Below are 21364 nucleotides of genomic sequence, written 5' to 3'. Positions count from 1 at the left end.
TGGATTTAATGCCCTTCTTTATGCTCCAGCATTTGACCAAGGTAAACCATAGTCAAGATGCTAAATACGAATGCTTGGATCGTACCGACGAAAATACTGAAGCCCTGCCATACGATCAAAGGAATGATTCCCCAGAATCCGGCCATCAGAATAACCCCGATCAGCACTTCACCCGCGAAAATGTTACCGAATAGACGCAAACCGAGAGTTAACAGCTTGGAAATCTGTTCGATGATGTTAAGCGGGAACATGAGCCAATGCGGTTCAAAATAGTGTTTCAGGTAATGCTTTGTGTTTCTGGTCAACCCCAGGAAGTGGGACATAAAGATAACCATCAAAGCAAGAGCCATAGTTACCGCCATGTCGGCTGTCGGCGACTTCCACCAGGAGATGCCCACACCTTCTTTTCCTTTAGCCTCGGCATCATGAATCATCTGCTCGGTGACGATCTCATGTCCGAACAGCGAGAACGGTTGCGTATGCTCCGTTACGATGCCGAATGGCAAGCCCAGCATATTGCCCACAAAAATAAACATAATGAGTGTAATGCCCAGCATTAAGAACGGCCTTCCCGTCTTCATATCCATGGTGCTCGAGATCAAGCTCTGAACGAATTCAACGATCCATTCCACAAAATTTTGCATTTTGCCCGGCTTGTCAACGGATAGTCTGGAGGTTCCGGCCCTAGCGATAATGAACACAATCAAACATGTAATCGTAATCATAAGTATAGCTGAAATATCAACATCGATGCCCATCAGATTAATTATCGGCAGTTCATGCATGCAGTCAAATTTCACCCCTTTCCATAGAATTTGTAAAAACCTAATGGCGAGACTTGAGATTTGAAAAGATTCCCAGTAGGAGTGTTGCCAATTGAGTGAAAAATAAACCGGCAAGCGTGGTTGAGAATGCAATCTCATCCCTGAACCTAAGGGAGATGACTACGGCTAATAATGAAATGGCGGCTCTCGTCATAAATCCCAAGTTGATCTTGCGGCCGGATTTCTCCATTACCGCTTTAGTGAGCTGCTGTATTTTCCAGGCAAGATACCGGGCGTTCACAAGACTTGCGGAGGCGCCCAAAATAATGCCGGCAAAATAGGGTCTATAGGCGGGAAGCAGCGCCCAACCTGCAAAACATGCCGACAACAGCAGGAAGGTCATCCTTTGAATCGTTTTCAGATGACTGGAGAAATCATCCATCCGAGCCTCCTGTAAACTTGCGAAGTATGAGAATTACACCTGCAACCCCCACGAAAAAGCCTACCATAATTCCCGCCACGGTCCAAATCGGTCCGCCCAGCAAGCGGCCGGCTCGGCTTCCCAGCCAGTATCCGCCCAGCATGCATACCACCAAGTCCATGCCAATAGCGGTTACCATTGCGGCGGCCCGCCAGGGGCTGTCCTGCGAGTTTCGTTTGTTCATTAGAATCTCCTTGTTCACTATATAAGTAAACCTGATGACCCTCATTTATTTTATTGAACTATGGCCCTGTTGTCAATTATTGAAACCGATGCCCTTTCCTATCAGAAAACGCCAAAACCCTTGATACAGAAGGGCTTTAACGGTTCAAAACCAAACAGCTCAACTGTACGCTGTGATGTTTGTCACTAGATTGTCAAGGTTGAAAAGAATCCGGGCGGTTTTCCAGGCGTCCAAAGTGATGGAGAATCGCTTGCACAATCCTTTGGGAGGCTTTGCCGTCTCCGTAAGGATTCGCTGCCTGGCTCATATTCTGGTATGTGGTAGGATCCGTCAGCAAAGCTTTGGCCCTATCATACACCTTGGCTTCGTCTGTTCCGACGAGCTCCAGCGTGCCCGCTTCGATGCCTTCCGGACGCTCGGTCGTTTCCCGAAGCACGAGGACCGGCACCCCGAAGGAGGGAGCTTCTTCCTGGATGCCTCCGGAATCGGTCAGGATCATATAAGCGTGAGGGTAAAAATTATGCAGCTCAATAACGTCCAACGGCTCGATCAGCTTGATTCTCGGGTGATTGCCCAGCATTTGATGCGCCGGTTCTTTCACTGCCGGACTCGGATGGACCGGATATACGATCGCCACATCTTCGAATTCGTCGGCGATCCTCTTGACCGCTCTAAAGATGGCGCGGTGAGGCTCGCCTTGGGCTTCGCGGCGGTGTGCGGTCATCAGGATCAACCGCTTGTTCTCGGCCCATTGCAGCACAGGATGCGAGAATTCTTTCTTCACTGTGTATTGGAATACGTCGGTGACGGTATTGCCGGTAGTATAAATCAATGATTCCGGTTTATTTTCTTTACGCAGGTTTCCTGCAGACCAGGTCGTCGGAGCAAAGTGAAGATCCGCCAATACCCCGGTCAGCTGGCGGTTCATCTCTTCGGGGAACGGAGCCAGCTTGTTCCATGTGCGCAAGCCAGCTTCCACGTGTCCGACTTTAATCTGCTGGATGAAGGCGGCGTAGCTGGCCAGGAATGTGGTCAGCGTATCTCCGTGGACAAGGATCAAATCGGGTTTCGTTTCCCGAAACACAGGCTCCAATCCTTGCAGCACGCGGATAGTAACCTCGTTAAGCGTCTGGCCTTCCTTCATGACGTTCAAGTCGAAGTCCGGTTGAATCCGGAAAGTGTCAAGCACCTGATCAAGCATTTGACGGTGCTGCGCGGTGACACACACGAGAGACTCAATCTGCTCCTGATGCTTGGCGAGTTCCAGAATGAGCGGAGCCATCTTGATCGCTTCCGGCCTGGTTCCGAAAATCGTAATCACTTTTAATCGTTCCATTGCTCTTCCCCCTTGAGACAACCAAATTTATATGTATGGATTGCGTATTTCCTATTTTGTGCCGAACAAGCGGTCTCCCGCGTCGCCCAGTCCCGGGACGATATAGCCGTGGTCGTTCAGCTTATCGTCAATCGCGGCAACATAGATGTCTACATCCGGATGCGCCTGCTGCACGGCTCCGACGCCTTCGGGCGAAGCTATAAGACACATTAGCTTGATCTGTACGCAGCCTCTGTTTTTCAAAACTTCTATAGCCGCATTAGCCGATCCGCCTGTCGCCAGCATAGGGTCGATTACAATCAACAGCCTTTCCTGGACGTCTGTCGGAAGCTTGGTGTAATACTCTACCGGCTGCAGCGTTTCCGGATCGCGGTACAGGCCGACATGGCCAACCTTCGCTCCGGGGATCAGCTTCAAAACTCCGTCCACCATGCCGAGGCCGGCGCGCAGAATCGGAATGAGCCCCAGCATTCTGCCGGAAACAACCCGGCAATCGGCCGTTGCTACGGGAGTCTTTACCTGTACTGTTTCGAGCGGGATATCTCTGGTAATTTCGTAAGCCATTAATGTAGCCACTTCGTCCACCAATTCGCGGAATTCCTTGGTTTTCGTATTCTCATCTCTTATAAAAGTGAGCTTGTGCTGTATCAACGGATGGTCGCATATGAAAACTTTACTCATCATTTTCCTCCTGATTTAACTCGGCGGATCGAATCCAAACCTTATCCATTATATCACAACCTGTCCATATTATCCTTACCAAAAATGGTCGGAACATGCCGGAGGCCGTAAACAAAGAAAAATCCTCTCCTTAAGCAGAGAGGATTCCGTCAATTCTTAGTAGCTGAGGCCCGGGTAGAGCGGGTACTGAGCGGTCAAATCGCGCACCATGCCGCGCACTTGTTCGTGAACCGCGGCATCAGCCGGATTCTTCAGGGTAGTGGCGATGATCTTGGCAATCGTCTTCATCGCATTCTCGTCCATGCCGCGGGAAGTCGCCGCCGGAGTTCCGATCCGGATTCCGCTTGTTACAAACGGGCTGGTAGGGTCGAAAGGAATCGCGTTCTTGTTGACGGTAACGCCCACTTCATCAAGCAGGTGCTCGGCATCTTTGCCGGAGATGTTAATATTGCGAAGGTCGATCAGCATCAAATGGTTGTCCGTGCCTCCGGATACGATGTTGAGCCCTTCCGCCATCAATGACTCGGACAACACCTTCGCGTTGGCAACCACTTTCTGCGAGTAGGTTTTGAACTCGGGCTTTAACGCTTCTCCCAGGGCTACCGCTTTGGCCGCAATGATGTGCATCAGCGGGCCGCCCTGTGTACCCGGGAACACAGCTTTATCGATTGCCTGCGCCCAAGCCTTGCGGCAAAGAATCATGCCTCCGCGCGGTCCGCGCAGAGTCTTGTGGGTTGTAGTGGTGACGAAATGTGCGTAAGGCACCGGACTCGGATGCAGGCCCGCCGCAACCAGACCAGCGATATGCGCCATGTCGACCATCAGCAAAGCACCTACGTCATTCGCGATGGAGCCAAGAGCTTCAAAATCGATCGTGCGCGGATAAGCGCTGGCGCCGGCGACGATCATACGCGGCTTATGCTTGAAAGCGGCTTTGCGCAGTTCGCTGTAATCGATTCGGAAGTCTTTGTCGCTGACTCCGTATTCCACGAAGTTATAGAGAATTCCGGAAGCGTTCACCGGGCTTCCGTGCGTCAGGTGCCCGCCGTGCGAGAGGTTCATTCCCAGCACCGTGTCCCCGGGCTTCAAAGCGGCCAGATAAACCGCCATATTGGCCTGGGCTCCGGAATGGGGCTGGACGTTCGCATGCTCTGCGCCAAACAGCTCTTTCGCGCGGTCGCGGGCGATATCCTCGACGATGTCGACGTATTCACAGCCGCCGTAGTATCTTTTGCCCGGATAGCCTTCCGCGTATTTATTGGTCAGTACCGTACCCATTGCTTCCAGCACCGCTTGGCTGACGAAGTTCTCGGAGGCGATCAGTTCGATTTTGTCCCGCTGGCGTCCGACCTCCAGATTCATCGCTTCCACAATTTTCGGATCTGCGTTGCGTAAATGTTCCATAGTTTATCTTCCTCCAGTTTTATAAAGAGTCATCATTATAAAGGGTCATCTTGATATGAATGTAGCGGAATTTATAAACAGCTGTCTGACGAGCCCGCCTGCTCCGGCCGATACACGGCCCGCTCGCCGCCAATCAGCTTGGGCCTCGTATAGGCCATCGTAATATGCGCTTCTCCAATGGTTCTAATGGACGGGCGGACGGGGACGGCCACCCGCCTGAGGTGCATCCCAATCAAAGTATCGCCGATATCCAGCCCGGCATGGGCCTGGATCATTTCCACCACAACAGGCTTCTCCATATGCTTATAAGCGTATGCCGCCATGGAGCCTCCCGCTTTAGGCACGGGAATGACGGAGACCGGCTCGAGGACAGGATAGGCGCGAAGCAGTTCGCGCTCGACCACCAGGGCGCGGTTCAAATGCTCGCAGCATTGGAAGGCCAGATAAAACCGGAGCTCCAGGCTGACTCTCCGTGCAGCCGAATAAATTTGCTTCGCCGCACGCTCCGTACCCGCAGTGCCGATCCTATGGCCTGCCACTTCGCTTGTGCTTGTTCCGATCACAACAATCTGGCCGGGTTCAACGGAACCCGCTTCGCAGAGTTCCCTCAGCACCTGCTCCACCTGAGGGCCGATGGCTTCAAAATCAATTCCAACAGCAGCTGACGGGTAGTTCATCTTCCTGCACCTCCAATGCGAATGGGTTTTCGGTTACGGATGAATGGAAAACTTGTCTTCCAGCGCCTGAATTTTACCGATGCGGTTTTTGTGCCGTTCACCTTGCGAGAACCCGGTCTCCAGCCAAATCCGGATGATTTCCTGGGCAAGCCCGGGCCCGATTACCCTTTCGCCCATCGCCAGCACGTTAGAGTCATTGTGCTCCCTTGTCGCTTTGGCCGAGAACGTGTCGTGGACCAGCGCGCAGCGGATTCCGGGAATTTTGTTCGCGGCAATCGTCATGCCGATGCCCGTTCCGCAGATAAGAATGCCTTTGTCCGCTTCCCCGGAGACCACCTGCTCGCACACCGGCTGGGCATAGTCCGGATAATCGACTGAATCCGTGCAATGGCAGCCCAGATCGGACACCGTATGTCCCAAAGATTCGATAAAAGCGATCAGCTCATCCTTAAGACGAACACCGGCGTGATCCGCGCCAACAGCAATTTTCATAAAAGCTTCCCCCTTAGAGTCCGTTGATTCGTTTGATCTCTATTATAACCTGTAGAGCAAACACAAACCAAATGCCCGCAAAATGAAGCTCCCGAAGCATGAACCAAATAACAAAAAAAGAGCCAATCGCGGCTGCATAATGCAGGCGATGCTCTTTTGCCCAGGCGACCGGCCGTATATCCCGATGCTCCATTGTGGTTCAACCACTAGTCGCCAGTTACATCGAGCTCACTTCGTTGTTCTTATTCTATCCGATTCCAAACCTCGTGTAAAGACCTGAATCAGCAACTTTTTAATTTCCGAACGAGCTTGTAAAGGGATTCCTCGATCTCCGCTGCCGTTGCCTTATACAGATGCAAAGGTCCCCCGAAAGGGTCGCTTATGTCGTAATTCGGCGACAGGCTTTCCAATTCGGAGATTCTCCTGCGCAACTGTTCGGCAACGGGTTGTCCCAGCGCCTGCTGCATCTGAAGCTCGGCATATAGACGGCCCAGCTCCTCGAACCGGGAAAACACCCGGGGATCGTCCTCCACATACTCCTTCAGCGTGAACGTTTTGTCCGCCGCGTCCGGGAACATCTGTATGACACTGCGTTTATGCGTTTGGGTCATTGTCAGAATCAGGTCAGCTTCCCGCACGGCCGCCTCCGCCAGGGCGCTGGAGGTGATGGTGCCGTCGAAACCTTTTTCCTTCAAAATGGTAAAGCTGTTGACCGAGATCGGACCGCCGTCATAAGCGGATACGCCCGCGGATTGCACCGTCAGCTCCAGCCCCTCCCGTTCCGCGATCTGCCTCAGCATCCCTTCAGCTAATGGGCTTCGGCATGTATTTCCCGTACATACAAAAAGAATATGCTTCACGTTGAGTAACACCAGCCTTTCTGAAGGTTGCTTTTACTTTATTATACACCCCGGAAGGCAAGGAAAATCAAGCTCAAAGCAAAAAAGAAAGCCCGAAAGCGAACAAAATTACACCGCCCAAAGCTTCGCCATACTCGCCCGCCAAACGTGAAACCCGGCGTCCCAACAGCAGTCCGAGAATGGACATGACCCCGCCGAACGTCCCGAACAGCAGCACAGTCAGCACCACATCGGTCGCGAACAATCCGAGCGAAACGCCTACAGAAAAGGAGTCGATGCTTACGCTTAAAGCGAATAACAGGAGGCCCCACAGCGTGGTATGGTCGAATGACTGCGCTTGCTCTCCCCGCAGGGAGCTGTAGACCATGTGGGAACCCAGCAGGACGAGCAGACCCCCGCCGATGAACGTCGCCACATGGCCGAACAGCGAGCTGAAATAATGGCCCATCACCATGCCGGTCAGGGGCATCAATATATGGAACACCGCAATAACCAAGCTGATCTTCAGTATATCCAGCAGACGGATCCCCTTCAAACCGATGCCGATTCCAAGGGAAAAAGCGTCCATTCCCAATGCCAGGGCCAAGCATATTACGGTAATAAGCTGGCCGGCTGCCGCAGGCGATGCCATTCCCATTCCCCCTGTCCTTATCTCATTCCAAGATATGCGGACAACCGGGAGAACATGCTTAGACGGAGACGACCCAAGCAACCGATCGATGGGCCGCTGCCCGAAACCGGACAACCGGGAGAACATGCCTAGATCGAGATGACCTGGTTTCCGGCGGCTTTCGTCAGCCGGTTCATGATGGCGGCGCCTATGCCCTCCCGCGCCATCGCGGATGTGAGGATATAACTGATTTCTGCTTCGTCAAAAGCCCTCAGTGCGTCGTACAATCCGGCGGCGATGGTGGCAGGCCGGTGAAGGGAGCCGCAGGCCACGACCAGATCGGCGTCGAAGAGCTGCTTGTATTCTTCAACGGTAAGCACACCCGTTCGCTCGCCGCGGCCCCGGGCGAGTAGCAGCGCTTCGCGGATCCACTCGTTCACCTGGTCCGCTGAAGCGCCTTGTACGATAGTAAGCTGCCCTTGCGGAGCGTAATGGGTGTACTTCATGCCCGGCGCGCGGGGGGCCTCGTCTTCGCCGGCGGTGCCGGGCTCTGCGGCCCCGCCGTGCGCTGGCTCTATTACCGCGGCTTCCGGCGCCGCCAGGCGGAGCTCGTCCGCGGTTACGCCGCCGGGACGCAGGATGTGAATCAGGTTATCGCGGAGAGCGATGACCGTGGACTCTAGTCCGACGCCGGCCGGTCCGGCGTCGAGCAGGCCCTCGATGCGTCCGCCGAGGTCGTGGCGGACGTGCTCGGCCCGCGTCGGGCTGGGCCGGCCCGAGCGGTTCGCGCTCGGCGCCGCGACCGGGCGGCCCACCGCGGCGATGAGCGCCAGGGCGGCCGGATGGTCAGGCATCCGGACGCCCACGGTGTCGAGGCCCGCCGTCACCAGCGGGGAGACGGCGCCTTCGCGGACCGGCATCACCAGCGTCAGCGGGCCGGGCCAGAACGCGTCCATGAGACGCTGTGCCGCGGCCGCCTCGGAATGAGGGGCGATCAGCCCCTCAAGCTGCGCACGATCCGCGATATGGACGATGAGCGGGTTGTCCGACGGACGGCCTTTTGCGTCGAAAATACGCCGCACGGCTTCCGTGGAGGTTGCATCGGCGCCTAAGCCGTAAACCGTTTCCGTCGGAAAAGCGACAAGCTGCCCTTCGCGGAGCAGCTTTGCGGCCGATTCTATACTTGCGGAATCCGGGTGAACCGGATCTACCTTCCATTCTGCGGTCATCTCGTTCATTCCTCTAAGTTCGTATTTGAAGCCATTATACATTAGGCGAACATTTTTTTCAGCATGTCCCACAGGAAGAAGCGCACTTCCACCCCCTCTTGCCCGCCCGCCGCCGACGCCGTCGTTTGGGACAATTCCCGCGAGTCTCGGCTTCCGGAAGAGGAAGAAGAGGCTGCACTTTTCCCTTGATTGGCGTTTGCGCCCTTGTTGGCTGCAGGCTCTGCACCATTCTTGCTCACGGAGCCCTTGTTGGCCGAAGGCTCAGCACCGTTGTTGCTGACGGAACCCTTTTTCTCGGCCGCTTCAGAGGAAGCGATCTCCACGAAGCAGAGCGGAGGGAACAGCACGCACCACCAATTTTGCCCCAAGCCTTCACCCAAAGTGACGCGGACCGCTTCATAATCTCCCGCAGGATAAACTTTGGTGCCGTATACTTTATCGGGGAACGGAACAAGACCCAATTCCACCTGGTAAGAATAATGAAAACCTTGCTTAACAAGCACTTTGCCAACGATTTGCCGCAGCTCCGGCAGGTGGCTTCTGGTGATGACCCGGGCGTCCTCTACTGTTTTGGCATCTTCCACCCATTTGTCCATATTATCGATAATAGCGTCGCGCACCTGCTTTTTCACCAGTTGGTCGGGTGTGGAATCGGAATTAGCCAGAATCCGCAGCCGGATCGCCTGCTGGGGAATCTCTGCATTCACGACAGCTGCGGAAGTGCGGTTCGATTCCCAGCAGCCGATCATAACGATGATAGCGAAAATGGTATAATAGAAACTTTTATAAGAGATATTAGTCCGCTTTACCATAGATAAAAGCCCCTCTCGTCTTCTGTATTACCAGTATGGTCAGAAGAGAGAGAGGCTAAACCCGGCAATCTATTATTTTTTCGCGCAGCCTATCACATGGCGTTCTATTCCGGCGAAATCCCGGATGATTTCGATAGATTCATAGGCTTCCAGTTCCCTGAGCAGAGTAGAAACCGCCTCGGCCTGATGGATGCCGACCTCGAAGCCCACGATCTCCGGCAGCCGCGGCAGCTCCCTCATCTGCGCCGCCATCCGGCGGTACAGGTCGAGCCCGTCGGCGCCGCCGACCAAAGCGCTGTGCGGCTCATACATCCGCACCTCCGTCTGCAGCGTCGGCAAATCCGAAGCCGGAATATAGGGCGGGTTCGACACCAGGATGTCGAAGCCCCGCCCCAGGGCGATATAGGGCGACAGCAGATCGCCCTCCAGAAACTGAACCTGGACTCCGTTCAGGTTCGCGTTCTCCGCCGCCACTGCCAGCGCGGCCGGCGAAATGTCCGAGCTCATGACCCGCCAGTGCGGGCATGAGGCGGCCAGGCTGACGGCAATGGCGCCGCTTCCGGCGCCTACGTCAGCCACCGTCGGGGCCTCGCCTCCGGAGGAGGCCCTGAACCGCTCGCGGCCGAGCTGCACGATGCGCTCGACCAGCAGCTCGGTCTCCGGCCGAGGGATCAGCACGGCCGGGTTCACTTTGAAGCGCAGGCCGTAGAACTCCTGCTCCCCGATAATATATTGCGCAGGTTCCCCTGCCGCCTTGCGCATCAGAGCATCCTGCCACGCCTCCCTGCTGCCGGCCGGGAACGGCTCCTCCCAGTGCAGGAGGAGCCGCGATTTATCCCAGCCGAGCACATGCTGCAGCAGCATGTCCGCATTCTCCCTGCTGTTCTGTATCCCCTGCTCGGCTAAAAAAGAAGAAGCCTCCATAAAGGCTTCCCTTATCGATAACGGGCGCCCCCGCATATTATTGCTCACCTTTTTCCATCAATTCCGCCTGCGAAGCAATGGTCAGAGTGGAAACAATCTCTTCCATATCCCCGTTCAGTACCGCATCCAAACGATGCAGCGTCAGTCCGATCCGGTGATCGGTGATCCGGCTTTGCGGGAAATTGTAAGTCCGTATGCGTTCGCTTCGGTCTCCGGTGCCTACCTTGCTTTTACGCTCGTCTGCGTATTTGGCCTGCTCTTCCTGCAGCAGCTTGTCGGAAATCCGCGCCCTGAGCACCTGCAGCGCCTTCGCTTTGTTGTCATTCTGCGATTTGCCGTCCTGGCAGGTAGCTACGATCCCCGTCGGCACATGGGTCACGCGAACCGCCGATTTCGTCGTGTTGACGGATTGTCCGCCGGCACCGCTGGAACAGAACGTATCTACGCGGATGTCGCTTTCCCTGATCTCGATTTCCACTTCCTCCGCCTCAGGCATCACAGCCACGGTAGAAGTGGACGTATGGATCCGTCCGCCGGATTCGGTTGTCGGAATACGCTGTACCCGATGCGCGCCGCTTTCGAATTTCAGCTTGCTGTACGCGCCTTTCCCGGAAATCATAAAAATGATTTCCTTGTATCCGCCCAGATCGTTCAGGTTGGCGTCCAGAACTTCCGTTCTCCATCCCTGGGAATCGGCATAACGGGTGTACATCCGGTACAGGTCCGCAGCGAACAAGGCCGCTTCATCGCCGCCCGCGGCGCCGCGGATTTCCACGATCACATTCTTATCGTCGTTCGGATCCTTCGGAAGCATCAAAATTTTGATTTTCTCTTCCAATTGCTCCTTTTGTGCGCTGAGCTCCTCGATTTCCATTTTCACCAGCTCGCGCATTTCGTCGTCCAGCTTCTCGTTCTGCATCGTTTTGGCCGCTTCGAGCCCTTCCATGACCTGCTTATATTGAACGTAAGCTTCGTAGGACTCCTGTAGATCGGATTGTTCTTTGGAATAGTCCCTCAGCTTTTTCGTATCATTGGCAACATCCGGGTCGCACAGCAGCTCGCTCAATTTCTCATAGCGGTCAGCCAGCGCCTGAAGTCGGTCTAACATCACTTCCACCTCCTGAAGTACTGACAATCTATAGGTTTATATCTAAATCTGCCTTTATTTTTAAAGAGAACGCAGGAAAATCCGGAAGGCTCCGGATGGGTCCCATCGGTTTCTCGTCTCTGCTTATAGGCCATGCGGCCAACATAGTCTAACTTTATTTTATTGTAAAATCCGCCTTGTTGTCAATGCAGCGCATGCCTGTTTTCCATAAAAAGGCGGCCCGCTCCTTATACATTAAAGCGGAAATGCATAACGTCGCCGTCTTTTACTACATAGTCTTTGCCTTCCAGTCGAAGAAGTCCTTTATCCCGGGCCGCAGCCATCGATCCGCAGCTCACGAGATCCTCGTATCCTACAACTTCCGCGCGGATGAATCCTTTCTCAAAGTCGGAATGGATCACACCTGCCGCCTGCGGCGCCTTCATGCCCTGGCGGATGGTCCACGCGCGGACTTCCTGCACCCCTGCCGTAAAGTAGGTGTACAAACCAAGCAGATGATACGCCGCGCGGATCAGCCGGTTCAGACCGGACTCTTCCAGGCCCAGCTCCTCCAGGAACATTTCCTTGTCTTCGCCTTCCAGCTCGGCAATCTCGGATTCCACCTTCGCGCTCACATGGACCGTATCGGCTCCTTCACCGGCTGCAAATTCGCGCACCTTCTGTACGTGAGGGTTGCCGTCCGCGTTCGCCGCTTCCTCTTCGCTCACGTTCGTCACGTAAAGCACAGGCTTCATAGTCAGTAAATGCAGATCCCGAATGAGCAGCTTCTCTTCATCCGACAGCTCTACGTTTCGCGCCGGCTTGTCGTTGTACAGAGCGTCCTTCACCCGTTCCAGCGTCTCCACTTCCACCGCAACCTTCTTGTCCCCGCCCTTGAGGTTTTTGCGTGAACGCTCGATTCTCTTCTCCACCGTCTCGATGTCGGCGAGAATAAGCTCCAGATTGATCGTTTCGATATCGCTCAAGGGATCGACTTTACCCGCTACGTGGGTAATATTCTCGTCCTCAAAGCAGCGCACCACCTGTACGATCGCGTCCACTTCACGGATGTGCGCCAGAAACTTGTTGCCGAGGCCTTCGCCCTTGCTCGCCCCTTTGACGAGACCAGCAATGTCCACGAACTCAAAAGCGGTAGGCACGATACGGTTCGGAGTTACGATTTCGGCCAGCTTCTGGAGGCGTTCATCAGGAACCTCCACCACACCGACGTTAGGATCTATTGTACAGAACGGATAGTTCGCCATTTCGGCGCCCGCCTGCGTAATTGCGTTAAATAAAGTCGATTTGCCCACGTTCGGCAGGCCGACAATACCACAGGAAAGTGGCATATATAAACAACTCCTTAGTTTCAAATAGGGTATATCCCTAACATTATATATAAAATCATAGAAAAAGCCTAGTTTTTTAACTCTGCTGCAGAAATTCAAGACCATTCCGATGGGAGCATATTTTGAGTAAGAATTTTGTTGTAATGATGACTATTTACCTATATACTATCCAAAGCTGGTTTTATTTGACTAAATTTGTCGATTTTTCATGCCCGCTTTTTGCCAGTGTAGCATCAGAGGAGGACGATAAACTAATGAAATTGCATTTCAATTTATTCCGCTCAGTGAAAAGTAAATTAATCTTATCGTTTGCTCTCATTTTAATGATTCCAAGCTTCGCAATCGGTTGGATCGCTTATTCCACCGCTAAAAATAAAGTGGACGACCAAATGAAGCGTACCGCTTCCCAAAGTGTGTCTTTGATGGATGAAACGATCAATCAAATGTTAGATGCGAAAATGAAGGAAGTGAATCTCTTATCCCAAGAAGTTTCTCTAGGTTCGATAGGTTCCAGACAAGGCGCCGAGGATCCGCGGGTTAGGCAAAAGCTGGATGCCTATCAGCAGAATCATCCGGAGCTGGAGCTTACTTTTGTTGGAACAGACCAAGGGGTATATATGAACGCGCCCAGCAGTGTAACCAATCCCCCGGATTATGACCCGAGAGTAAGACCATGGTATAAACAAGCAATGGACAACAAAGATAAAGTGATTATTACCGACCCGTACATATCGAAAGCGTCAAATAACGTGGTAGTGACCATTGCTAAGGTTGTGAACGACGGGCATGGCGTGATGGCGATAAATCTCAGCTTAAAAGCACTGGGTGATGTTGTAAAAGGAGTTAAAATAGGAAATGATGGATATCTTTATCTGTTGGATGCAAAGAGTAAATATTTGAGCCATCCAACTAAACAAACAGGCTCTGATGCTAAAGGCCCCCAGTATGAGAACATGTACCGCTCCAATTCAGGTATATTCAATTACGTCCTGGATGGAAACCCAAAGAAAATGGCTTTTACAACGAATCGTTTAACCGGCTGGAAATTAGCGGGGACTTGGTATTCGAATGAAGTAAGCCAGGAAGCCGCCCCTATTTTCAATAAAACTGTACTCGTCATTGCGGTTGCTTTAGCCCTGGGCACCATTATCGTGTTTTTTATTATTCGTTCCATTATATCCCCGCTGCGTCATTTAACCGAAACGTCCCGAAAAATAAGCTTGGGTGATCTGGGCAATCGGGTGGACGTGAATTCGAAAGACGAATTCGGCGAGGTCGCAGCAAGCTTTAACAATATGATCGATTCGCTACGGACCGTGTTGACTGCAGTGAGTGAGTCCTCGAATCAATTGGCTGCGTCAGCCGAAGAACTCTCTGTGAGCGCAGATCATACATCCAAGGCTACCGAACATATTGCGGCTTCCATTGAGCAGATGGCTGTTGGGGCAAATCAGCAGGTTGACAGCGTACAGGAAAGTGCACGCACCATCAATGACGTATCCGCAAGAATACAGCAGATCGTTGCTAACTCCCAGTCCGTGGCTGACGCAACCATTAAGACTTCTGAAAAATCATCGGAAGGCGGCCGGGCGATCCAGACTGTAAAAGGACAAATGAATTCTATCAGCGGCTCTGTCAGCGGACTTGCTCAGGTTGTGAACCAGTTGGCCGTTACCTCCCGGGAGATTGGCCAAATTATTGAAGTTATCACCCAAATCTCCCAACAAACGAATCTGCTCTCGCTTAACGCTTCCATCGAAGCAGCCAGAGCGGGTGAACATGGACGCGGATTTGCCGTGGTAGCAGGTGAAGTAAAGAAGCTTGCCGAACAATCCTCCAATTCCGCGGGACAAATCACAGAACTTGTCAATGCAATCCGCGATGAGATTGATAAAGCCCAGCAGTCCATGCAGTCGGCAACGGACGAAGTAACCGTTGGAATAAAAGTCGTGCATACGGCAGGCGGATTATTTTCCGAGATCGAGCGCTTTGTCAATGAGGTCAGCAGCCAGGTGCAGGAGGTTTCAGCGGCCGCTGAGCAAATTTCGGTCGGCACAGTTCAAGTCGTACAATCCATTGAAGAGATCGCCAGTGTCGCGCAAGCAACCGCATCGGGTTCCCAGAATGTGTCTGCGGCCACACAGGAACAACTGGCGTCTATGGAACAAATTTCATCCTCTTCATCAGCCCTCACGCACCAGGCGGAAGAGCTGCAGTTGCTAGTAGATAAATTCAAACTGTGAGTTGGACAAGCGAATGCGAAAGACCCCGATCTCCATGCTGTTCATTGACAAGGCACACGTCAATAAACAATATGGACTCAGGGCCTTTTTCTATCCGGTCTATTTAAATACTCTATTCTGCTTCTGTTTCGCCAATTCTTTCTTGGTTCCGAAATAGGACTCCACTTGCTTTTTCAACACATAGGCTCTCAGCGAATTCAGCTTTTCTTCGGTGATCCCTATGAATTGGGCACCATAGTAGGTCCCCAATTCCACTTTCTCGACCCGCGCCACTTCCACTATGCACTTCAGTTCAAACCCTAAATCCAGCTCTACCTGCAGCTTGTGATTTGGCTTAATGTCAAGATCGTCGATCATCGTAAAGCCGACGCCGGTTATCGAAATATTATCCACAACAAGGGGAACGGCCTGTTCTTTAAGAACATCATTGATCTGTTCCTGGTCAAGGATGGAGCGCAGCTTTCCTTTATCTCTGACGTTCACCCTTGGCGACACGCGCTTCTCATTAAAATGCTTCCAATTTTGCGGCGTATTAAGAATAATAAGGGAGCCGCTATCCCTAGCCACAATGGTGGATTGGAACACATAGATGCCGGCGGGGGAATAGACGGTCATTTTGACGGGATCACCAAGCCGGTAAGCTTCACCTTCGGAAATTTCGATCTCAAGGATATCTCCTTCAATATAGGTCAGCGTTCCTGTGGATACAAAATCCTTGCTTTCCACCATCGTCCTGCATTGAAGCAAACTCTGAATCGACGATTTATCTTTAACCGAAGAATATTCAACTTGTGAAGCCAGTTTGGAAACGGACATGGCTCCATCCCGCCTTTCATTTTTTAATTTTTCCAAGTCGTCTATGTACATTGTCCTATGGGTTCGAATTAATAGTTAACAAGCTGGAAACAGCATTATTTTCAGTATACTTCACCCGCCACCCGCAAGCAATGTATTCGATTGATCGCGCTCGTACAGCTTGTCCTCCACGGCTTGCTTCCTTCTTTACTTTCCCCTACAATTAAGGGCGGATAGCAGGTTATCCACACAAAAAAAGTTATCCACAAAGTTATCCACAACATGTTAACAACGAATAAATGTTCGTCTTATTTATCCACAGCGAACAACTTTACCTGACCTAAGGAGCTCCTACATGGAAGACCATACGCGTTGGATGCAAGAAGCGATAGAGGAAGCAAAGAAAGCCGAGCTGCTGAGGGAAGCGCCGATCGGAGCGGTTATCGTTAAAAACGGGGCGATTGTAGGCCGCGGCCATAACCTTAGGGAAACGACATTTGATCCTACAGCTCATGCCGAGATGATCGCTATCCGGGAAGCCAGTAAGGCACTGGACGCCTGGCGGCTGCTTGAATGCACTTTATATGTGACTTTGGAGCCGTGTCCCATGTGTGCCGGGGCCGTCGTACAATCGCGCATTCCTCAAGTCGTTTACGGAACACGCGACCCCAAGGCCGGCTGTGCGGGAACTCTGATGAACCTGCTTCAGGAGGAAAGGTTTAACCATAGGACCGAAGTAGTGGGGGGCGTTCTGAGGGAGGAATGTGCTGCGCTTTTGACTGACTTCTTCCGTTCCCTTCGCAGGAAGGGCTAACCTTGATCGCCACTGCGAATTTCAGCTTGAAACCTCCCTCAGCAAACTGCTAACACGCCTTGATAAAATTGGTAGGCAAAGGGACTTTTCTTCCTCTGAAGAAACGTGATATAATAAGTCTCACGCGCGCCCGTAGCTCAGCAGGATAGAGCGACAGTTTCCTAAACTGCAGGTCGTACGTTCGAATCGTATCGGGCGCGCCAATTTCTATTTTCCCCGAAATTTGAAATTCCCATAGTCAATTACCATAATCCTTCCCTTATGTCCTAAACGTAAGTTTTCCCGCTTAATATCTGATGGGATGATTCCCTTTTTCTCAAATTCGGATATCAATATTCGCAATTTTTGGGCATATTCTTCTGTTACGGGAAAGGGCCGATCATACTTTTTCATAATTAACCAGCGTTTTCTATGCTTTATTATGTTGGCAAGGTGTTTTCTCACTGGAGAAGGACATAATTTATACATTCTCACTTCCCGCTGATTGTATTTAATTGCCCTGTCTGATCTCCCTACCTTTAATACATAGCCATTCTCCAGATCATATGCAATTCGCCTGGCGCCGGCGCCGATTGGTTTCTTTCCTTTAATCAATTTTCTAATCGATTTTCTCATTTAATCATGGCTCACCCCTCATAAGGAAATTTGAACCAAAAGGTTTTAAAAGATTGTGCCCTTAAGTTTATCCAATAGTATATGTCGGACGTGCCCAAGTGGCTACAGCGGGCGGCGGCCGATAACAAGGATACCATCCCGCCCGATGCCGTATAATACCTTTATGATTCTTTATCCTCCGGCGGAAGCAGCACAATCCGTCCGTCTTCCAGCGTCACTCTCACTTTATTGGCACTTTTCAGCCCGGTCGAAGCCAGATAATGATCCGGTATTTGCAACCTGCCCGCCTTATCCATCACCGCATATTCCACATGGGACTCCTCAGCCTGCTCCTCCTGCACCAGTCCAGCTTCAAGCTCAGCCAGTTCTTCCGCATACGATTTGCGGCGGATGATCTCCGACGAAGTTTTGCCGTCCCTTATCGCTACAACCCGATCCACCTTCTTGGCGAGCAGAGGATCGTGAGTGACGATGACTACAGTGAGACCGAAAGTGCGGTTAAACTCCCTGAACAGGTCCAAAATTTGACTCGCCATCTTGGTATCGACCGAACCGGTAGGCTCATCGGCAAGCAGCAGCTTGGGGTGATTGGCCAAGGCAATCGCAATCGCCACCCGCTGTTGCTCTCCGCCTGACAGCTGATTTAACCGGTTGCGCATCCGGTGCTTCAGACCTACCGCATCCAGCAGCTCCATCGCTCTTTCCCGCTTCCGGCGCCCTTTTAAAAGAATCGGCAGTTCGACGTTCTCGAGCGCGGTCAGATAAGGAATCAAATTTCGGGCGTTATTCTGCCACACGAATCCGACCGTTTCCCTTTTGAAGAGCACAATGTCTTTTTCCGTTGCCTTCAGCATATCTTTGCCGTCGATCTCGAGCTTGCCTGCCGAAGGCCGATCCAATCCGCCCAGCATATTCAGCAGTGTAGACTTGCCGCTTCCGCTGTTGCCGATGATCGCCATCAGTTCCCCATCGTCCACCTGAAGGTCCAGCCCTTGGAGACCTACGACTTCAAGATCGGCTACTTTGTAGATTTTGACCAGATTTTCGCATACGATCATGTCTAGTCCTCCCCGAGTTTGACGGCTTGATGGATTTTAATGCGGGACAGCATATAACCCAGGATGAACAGCCCAAGAAGCAGAAGCACCGTCACGATAAAATACAGCCTTATATAATCCAGGGGATCGAAGGTTACCCGGAATGGCGGCACTTGGCTGGAAGAGGCAAAGGATAGCTGGAACAGCGGCACATACAACCGGCTCGTCACATTGCCCGTGATGATGCCAATCAGCATACCCGCTCCGGAAGTCAGCAACTGTTCGACAACCAGCATCCCTATCAGTTGGTAAAAGGATATCCCCATCGCTCTCAAAATTCCGAACTGAAGCATTTTACCGGACAGTGAGATAATCCAATAGATCAGGAAACCAAGAAAGCTGATAATTATGGAAATGAGGAAGCCTAGTGTCATTACCCCGTTCATAGCCAGCCGAAAAGGGTCGTTCTTCGATTTGATCAATTGCTGGCGTGCATCCACCAGGCTTGTAATCGGCAGATTTCCTTCCGAAATGGCATTATACAGCTTTTGGGACGAAGCGTCGGGCTTCAATTTCAGCCATATATCATAAGGCTCCAATATCATGTTGTTCTGTATGTACGGCAGCTGGCCGACAACGAGATTCGGAATGTTGGTTTTGGTCTTTTTGTCCGTATTGGCGCTTCCGTTCGAATTTCCTTCCAACACCGGATTCGGATTCCATGAAGGCCAATAATCGATCACGCCGTAAACGATAAACTGCGCCGGCTTCCCGCCGGTCCCCGTTAAAGTAATTGCAGAACCCGGCTTAAGGTCGTTGGCATCGGCCAATGATCTGGAAACAAGCACCGCGGAAGGCTCCGAGGCAATCAGGTTCAAATAGGAGTAAAAATGATGATCCAGCAGGCGGTCCTGCATCCAGGCTACCCGCCCGAACGCATCCGTTTCAATGCCCATCAGCTGCACAGTCGAGCTTTTTTTGCCTGCCTGCAGCTCAATGCCGCTCTTGTTATACACTTTGGCGGCGGCTTCCACCTCCGGCAGCTTGGCAAACGGCTCAAAGGGCGGCTCGGTGAACTGGACCTTCTTAGGTGGCGCAGGGAGGGCGTTTGGACCTGCCGCCGATGCTGCGGGTGCATTGCTGGCACCGCCGTCGCCGCTGTCGCCAGCTGCCTCTCCGCCTGCAGGGGAAGACGGAGCATCGTTATCCCATTTGACCTGAAGCTTAATATCCGCACCGCCCATATAACGGATCGTATCCTCCATGTTGCGGTTCATCGTTCTGGCCGCGCTGGCGCTGAATAAGCCCGTAGCCAAGGTTAAGATGAGGAATACCATGATAAAATGGTACTGGCCTGTCGACCTCCCAACCTGGATGAGGGTAGAATACAGCGAGGGAGGCCACCAATGCCTTCCCAGCCAATACACCAACCGGATGAGCCAAGGATACAGCCTCAGCAGAACCAGGCCGGCGCCGAGCACAAACAGGGCGGGAACGATAAATAACAAAGGATCGATTTTCAAATCCTGCGAAGTGAGGCCCAGAGATTGAAGGTCGCTCATCCTGCGCCTGAAGCTCTGCATGCCGTAAATCGCAACAGCGAGCAGAATCACATCAATAAAATATTTGTGCCAGAAAGAAGCCTTCTCTTGGCGGGCTAACTGCTGCTTATGTCCCACAATGGAAACCCGCGTGGCCAGGTAAGCGGGGATCAAAGTCATAAACACCGAACCTGCCACCGCGATGAGGGCATATTGAAAAGCTTCCCTGCCGACCCGGATATCCAGGGCGGAGCGCTGCACAAACTCAAGAAATCCGTTCGAGGCACCCAGCATTCTGGTCAAAAACATACCGAGATAAGGGCCCACCACAAAAGCGATAGCACCCAGCAGCAGCCCTTCCACCACATAGCCCAGCAGAATCTGCCAGCGGCTTCCCCCTCTGCTTCGGATCACGGCGATTTCCGTCTTTTGCCGTTCGGTGATCAGATTGGATACCATGAACAAGTAGAAGGCCAGCATGATCATGACGGGCGTATTCAGAGACCAAAGAATGACCCGCAGCTTCCTCTCCTGCTGGAAGTAAGTTTCCATCTTTTCCATAGCCGGAGCTTTTACAAAATAATTTTCAAACTTGCCGGAGAGATAACCGTCGATATTTTGATAGACTTGGGCGAATCTGTTCGCTTTATCCAGTGACATTTTATGGTAATCGACAGCATAGGTCCATTTGCTGAAATTAACCTTCAGCTTGCCGCCTTCCGTAAAGTCGCGTTCGAATAAATCGAAGTCCAGCATCAAAGAGGAGTCGGAAGTAGTCCAATTGCTCTGATACAGTTCGCTGTTGCCTGCTTTGGCCTCTACTACGCCCACCACTTTAACCTTGACCGGTTCTTTCAGCTCTTCGCTGCGGACAGTAAATTCGTTCCCTACGACGAGCTTTTTCCTGCTCAGCACCTGAGAGGATACCACCGCTTCATAGAATCCGTTTACAATTTCTTTGGAGGGCAGTTTTCCGTCAACTACGCGCACATGCTCCTGCAGACCGTCCTCCGCCATAAACTCAACCGTCCTGTCCGATGTAGAATCGACTTGGGAAGGGTCGACAGGGTCCAGATTGACCACGATCGTTCCCCGCTCCCGCGCATACAGCTGTACGGGCAGTGAAAACTTATCCCCTTGCGCGGACAGGAAGCTGTCTGCTTGTTTCCACCCATTCCCTCCTGAAGCCGAAGGCGACCCCGTAACTATGGCGCGCAGACTTCCCGGGTAATGCCCGGTGTCACTCTGGATATTTTGCAAATCTTTGATCAGCATCCGCTGTAGCACGGCGTTGGTATAAATGGGCATCGAGCTGAACAAGGCGACAGAGATAATAAGGCCGGCCAGCAAGCTGAGCTCCAGCCATTTATTTTTGGTCATCTTGCGAATGATCATAATGAATAAAGCCATAAGGAACCTCCAAGTCAGG

General features: G+C 52.3%; 21 protein-coding genes, 1 tRNA gene and 1 riboswitch. Of the genes, 3 read left to right on the top strand and 19 right to left on the bottom strand.

Going from position 1 to position 21364, the window contains the following annotated elements:
• Positions 1-5 precede the first annotated feature (5 nt).
• From atpB to ychF, 15 genes are all read right to left on the bottom strand, one after another.
• Positions 6-785, bottom strand: coding sequence for a F0F1 ATP synthase subunit A (gene atpB / locus ACZ5N7_RS14890; RefSeq protein ID WP_464655235.1), 780 nt, complete (start codon positions 783-785; stop codon positions 6-8).
• A gap of 40 nt (positions 786-825) precedes the next feature.
• Positions 826-1206: an ATP synthase subunit I gene (locus ACZ5N7_RS14885; RefSeq protein WP_464655233.1), complete on the bottom strand. Its 381-nt coding sequence runs from the start codon at positions 1204-1206 to the stop codon at positions 826-828.
• Positions 1199-1429: an AtpZ/AtpI family protein gene (locus ACZ5N7_RS14880; RefSeq protein ID WP_464655231.1), complete on the bottom strand. Its 231-nt coding sequence runs from the start codon at positions 1427-1429 to the stop codon at positions 1199-1201. The genes ACZ5N7_RS14885 and ACZ5N7_RS14880 overlap by 8 nt, the downstream gene beginning before the upstream one ends.
• 193 nt (positions 1430-1622) lie before the next feature.
• A complete protein-coding gene (gene wecB, locus ACZ5N7_RS14875) occupies positions 1623-2765 on the bottom strand; it encodes a non-hydrolyzing UDP-N-acetylglucosamine 2-epimerase (RefSeq protein WP_464655229.1) in 1143 nt (380 codons plus the stop codon).
• Positions 2766-2816: 51 nt separating this feature from the next.
• Positions 2817-3446 carry a uracil phosphoribosyltransferase gene (gene upp / locus ACZ5N7_RS14870; protein WP_464659297.1) on the bottom strand — a complete coding sequence of 210 codons (630 nt, stop codon included), beginning with the start codon at positions 3444-3446 and terminating at the stop codon, positions 2817-2819.
• 156 nt (positions 3447-3602) lie between these two features.
• Entirely contained in the window at positions 3603-4850 is a 1248-nt protein-coding gene (gene glyA, locus ACZ5N7_RS14865; protein ID WP_464655228.1) for a serine hydroxymethyltransferase, read from the bottom strand.
• A 71-nt stretch (positions 4851-4921) separates the two neighbouring features.
• Positions 4922-5527: a TIGR01440 family protein gene (locus ACZ5N7_RS14860; RefSeq protein WP_464655226.1), complete on the bottom strand. Its 606-nt coding sequence runs from the start codon at positions 5525-5527 to the stop codon at positions 4922-4924.
• A gap of 33 nt (positions 5528-5560) precedes the next feature.
• Complete coding sequence (gene rpiB / locus ACZ5N7_RS14855; RefSeq protein ID WP_464655225.1) at positions 5561-6019, bottom strand: ribose 5-phosphate isomerase B; 459 nt, start codon at positions 6017-6019, stop codon at positions 5561-5563.
• Between the two features lie 151 nt (positions 6020-6170).
• Positions 6171-6250: riboswitch (ZMP/ZTP riboswitch) on the bottom strand.
• 50 nt (positions 6251-6300) lie between these two features.
• A complete protein-coding gene (locus ACZ5N7_RS14850) occupies positions 6301-6879 on the bottom strand; it encodes a low molecular weight protein arginine phosphatase (RefSeq protein WP_464655223.1) in 579 nt (192 codons plus the stop codon).
• A 73-nt stretch (positions 6880-6952) separates the two neighbouring features.
• Positions 6953-7516, bottom strand: coding sequence for a manganese efflux pump MntP (locus ACZ5N7_RS14845; RefSeq protein ID WP_464655221.1), 564 nt, complete (start codon positions 7514-7516; stop codon positions 6953-6955).
• A gap of 122 nt (positions 7517-7638) precedes the next feature.
• Positions 7639-8727, bottom strand: a complete 1089-nt coding sequence (locus ACZ5N7_RS14840) for an L-threonylcarbamoyladenylate synthase (protein WP_464655220.1) — start codon at positions 8725-8727, stop codon at positions 7639-7641.
• 32 nt (positions 8728-8759) lie between these two features.
• On the bottom strand, positions 8760-9530 hold the full coding sequence (spoIIR, locus tag ACZ5N7_RS14835; protein ID WP_464655218.1) for a stage II sporulation protein R: 771 nt from the start codon (positions 9528-9530) through the stop codon (positions 8760-8762).
• Between the two features lie 72 nt (positions 9531-9602).
• The gene (gene prmC, locus ACZ5N7_RS14830) at positions 9603-10490 is read right to left on the bottom strand and encodes a peptide chain release factor N(5)-glutamine methyltransferase (RefSeq protein WP_464655217.1); all 888 of its coding nucleotides are present in this window, start codon (positions 10488-10490) and stop codon (positions 9603-9605) included.
• 1 nt (position 10491) lies between these two features.
• Positions 10492-11562, bottom strand: a complete 1071-nt coding sequence (gene prfA / locus ACZ5N7_RS14825; protein WP_464655215.1) for a peptide chain release factor 1 — start codon at positions 11560-11562, stop codon at positions 10492-10494.
• Between the two features lie 227 nt (positions 11563-11789).
• Complete coding sequence (gene ychF, locus ACZ5N7_RS14820) at positions 11790-12890, bottom strand: redox-regulated ATPase YchF (protein WP_464655213.1); 1101 nt, start codon at positions 12888-12890, stop codon at positions 11790-11792.
• 254 nt (positions 12891-13144) lie between these two features.
• Here ychF and ACZ5N7_RS14815 point away from each other — a divergent pair, with 254 nt between their 5' ends.
• A complete protein-coding gene (locus tag ACZ5N7_RS14815; RefSeq protein WP_464655211.1) occupies positions 13145-15133 on the top strand; it encodes a methyl-accepting chemotaxis protein in 1989 nt (662 codons plus the stop codon).
• A 99-nt stretch (positions 15134-15232) separates the two neighbouring features.
• Here the strand turns inward: ACZ5N7_RS14815 and ACZ5N7_RS14810 are convergent, their stop codons facing one another.
• Complete coding sequence (locus ACZ5N7_RS14810; protein WP_464655210.1) at positions 15233-15949, bottom strand: PilZ domain-containing protein; 717 nt, start codon at positions 15947-15949, stop codon at positions 15233-15235.
• 334 nt (positions 15950-16283) lie between these two features.
• Here ACZ5N7_RS14810 and tadA point away from each other — a divergent pair, with 334 nt between their 5' ends.
• Both tadA and ACZ5N7_RS14800 read left to right on the top strand, forming a co-directional pair.
• On the top strand, positions 16284-16742 hold the full coding sequence (gene tadA / locus ACZ5N7_RS14805; protein ID WP_464655209.1) for a tRNA adenosine(34) deaminase TadA: 459 nt from the start codon (positions 16284-16286) through the stop codon (positions 16740-16742).
• 126 nt (positions 16743-16868) lie between these two features.
• Positions 16869-16945: transfer RNA gene (locus ACZ5N7_RS14800), tRNA-Arg, on the top strand.
• 4 nt (positions 16946-16949) lie between these two features.
• On the opposite strand, the gene ACZ5N7_RS14795 is transcribed toward ACZ5N7_RS14800, so the two are convergent.
• From ACZ5N7_RS14795 to ACZ5N7_RS14785, 3 genes are all read right to left on the bottom strand, one after another.
• The gene (locus ACZ5N7_RS14795; protein WP_464655208.1) at positions 16950-17357 is read right to left on the bottom strand and encodes a protein kinase family protein; all 408 of its coding nucleotides are present in this window, start codon (positions 17355-17357) and stop codon (positions 16950-16952) included.
• Between the two features lie 161 nt (positions 17358-17518).
• Positions 17519-18415 (bottom strand): ABC transporter ATP-binding protein, encoded by an 897-nt coding sequence (locus ACZ5N7_RS14790; RefSeq protein ID WP_464655206.1) that lies wholly within the window; start codon positions 18413-18415, stop codon positions 17519-17521.
• A gap of 2 nt (positions 18416-18417) precedes the next feature.
• On the bottom strand, positions 18418-21345 hold the full coding sequence (locus ACZ5N7_RS14785; RefSeq protein WP_464655205.1) for an ABC transporter permease: 2928 nt from the start codon (positions 21343-21345) through the stop codon (positions 18418-18420).
• Between the last annotated feature and the right edge of the window lie 19 nt (positions 21346-21364).

This window comes from Paenibacillus sp. JCM 18996 (assembly GCF_055392555.1).
This window is presented reverse-complemented; position numbering and strand designations above follow the sequence as displayed.

What these genes read in the sequence shown, in the direction of transcription:
- ACZ5N7_RS14885 (WP_464655233.1), bottom strand. Translation starts at nt 1,206, where the DNA reads ATGGATGATTTCTCCAGTCATCTGAAAACGATTCAAAGGATGACCTTC.
- prmC (WP_464655217.1), bottom strand. Translation starts at nt 10,490, where the DNA reads ATGCGGGGGCGCCCGTTATCGATAAGGGAAGCCTTTATGGAGGCTTCT.
- ACZ5N7_RS14880 (WP_464655231.1), bottom strand. Translation starts at nt 1,429, where the DNA reads ATGAACAAACGAAACTCGCAGGACAGCCCCTGGCGGGCCGCCGCAATG.
- glyA (WP_464655228.1), bottom strand. Translation starts at nt 4,850, where the DNA reads ATGGAACATTTACGCAACGCAGATCCGAAAATTGTGGAAGCGATGAAT.
- wecB (WP_464655229.1), bottom strand. Translation starts at nt 2,765, where the DNA reads ATGGAACGATTAAAAGTGATTACGATTTTCGGAACCAGGCCGGAAGCG.
- tadA (WP_464655209.1), top strand. Translation starts at nt 16,284, where the DNA reads ATGGAAGACCATACGCGTTGGATGCAAGAAGCGATAGAGGAAGCAAAG.
- ACZ5N7_RS14795 (WP_464655208.1), bottom strand. Translation starts at nt 17,357, where the DNA reads ATGAGAAAATCGATTAGAAAATTGATTAAAGGAAAGAAACCAATCGGC.
- spoIIR (WP_464655218.1), bottom strand. Translation starts at nt 9,530, where the DNA reads ATGGTAAAGCGGACTAATATCTCTTATAAAAGTTTCTATTATACCATT.
- ACZ5N7_RS14785 (WP_464655205.1), bottom strand. Translation starts at nt 21,345, where the DNA reads ATGGCTTTATTCATTATGATCATTCGCAAGATGACCAAAAATAAATGG.
- ACZ5N7_RS14860 (WP_464655226.1), bottom strand. Translation starts at nt 5,527, where the DNA reads ATGAACTACCCGTCAGCTGCTGTTGGAATTGATTTTGAAGCCATCGGC.
- ACZ5N7_RS14810 (WP_464655210.1), bottom strand. Translation starts at nt 15,949, where the DNA reads ATGTCCGTTTCCAAACTGGCTTCACAAGTTGAATATTCTTCGGTTAAA.
- prfA (WP_464655215.1), bottom strand. Translation starts at nt 11,562, where the DNA reads ATGTTAGACCGACTTCAGGCGCTGGCTGACCGCTATGAGAAATTGAGC.
- ychF (WP_464655213.1), bottom strand. Translation starts at nt 12,890, where the DNA reads ATGCCACTTTCCTGTGGTATTGTCGGCCTGCCGAACGTGGGCAAATCG.
- ACZ5N7_RS14815 (WP_464655211.1), top strand. Translation starts at nt 13,145, where the DNA reads ATGAAATTGCATTTCAATTTATTCCGCTCAGTGAAAAGTAAATTAATC.
- upp (WP_464659297.1), bottom strand. Translation starts at nt 3,446, where the DNA reads ATGAGTAAAGTTTTCATATGCGACCATCCGTTGATACAGCACAAGCTC.
- ACZ5N7_RS14790 (WP_464655206.1), bottom strand. Translation starts at nt 18,415, where the DNA reads ATGATCGTATGCGAAAATCTGGTCAAAATCTACAAAGTAGCCGATCTT.
- ACZ5N7_RS14845 (WP_464655221.1), bottom strand. Translation starts at nt 7,516, where the DNA reads ATGGGAATGGCATCGCCTGCGGCAGCCGGCCAGCTTATTACCGTAATA.
- ACZ5N7_RS14840 (WP_464655220.1), bottom strand. Translation starts at nt 8,727, where the DNA reads ATGAACGAGATGACCGCAGAATGGAAGGTAGATCCGGTTCACCCGGAT.
- rpiB (WP_464655225.1), bottom strand. Translation starts at nt 6,019, where the DNA reads ATGAAAATTGCTGTTGGCGCGGATCACGCCGGTGTTCGTCTTAAGGAT.
- atpB (WP_464655235.1), bottom strand. Translation starts at nt 785, where the DNA reads ATGCATGAACTGCCGATAATTAATCTGATGGGCATCGATGTTGATATT.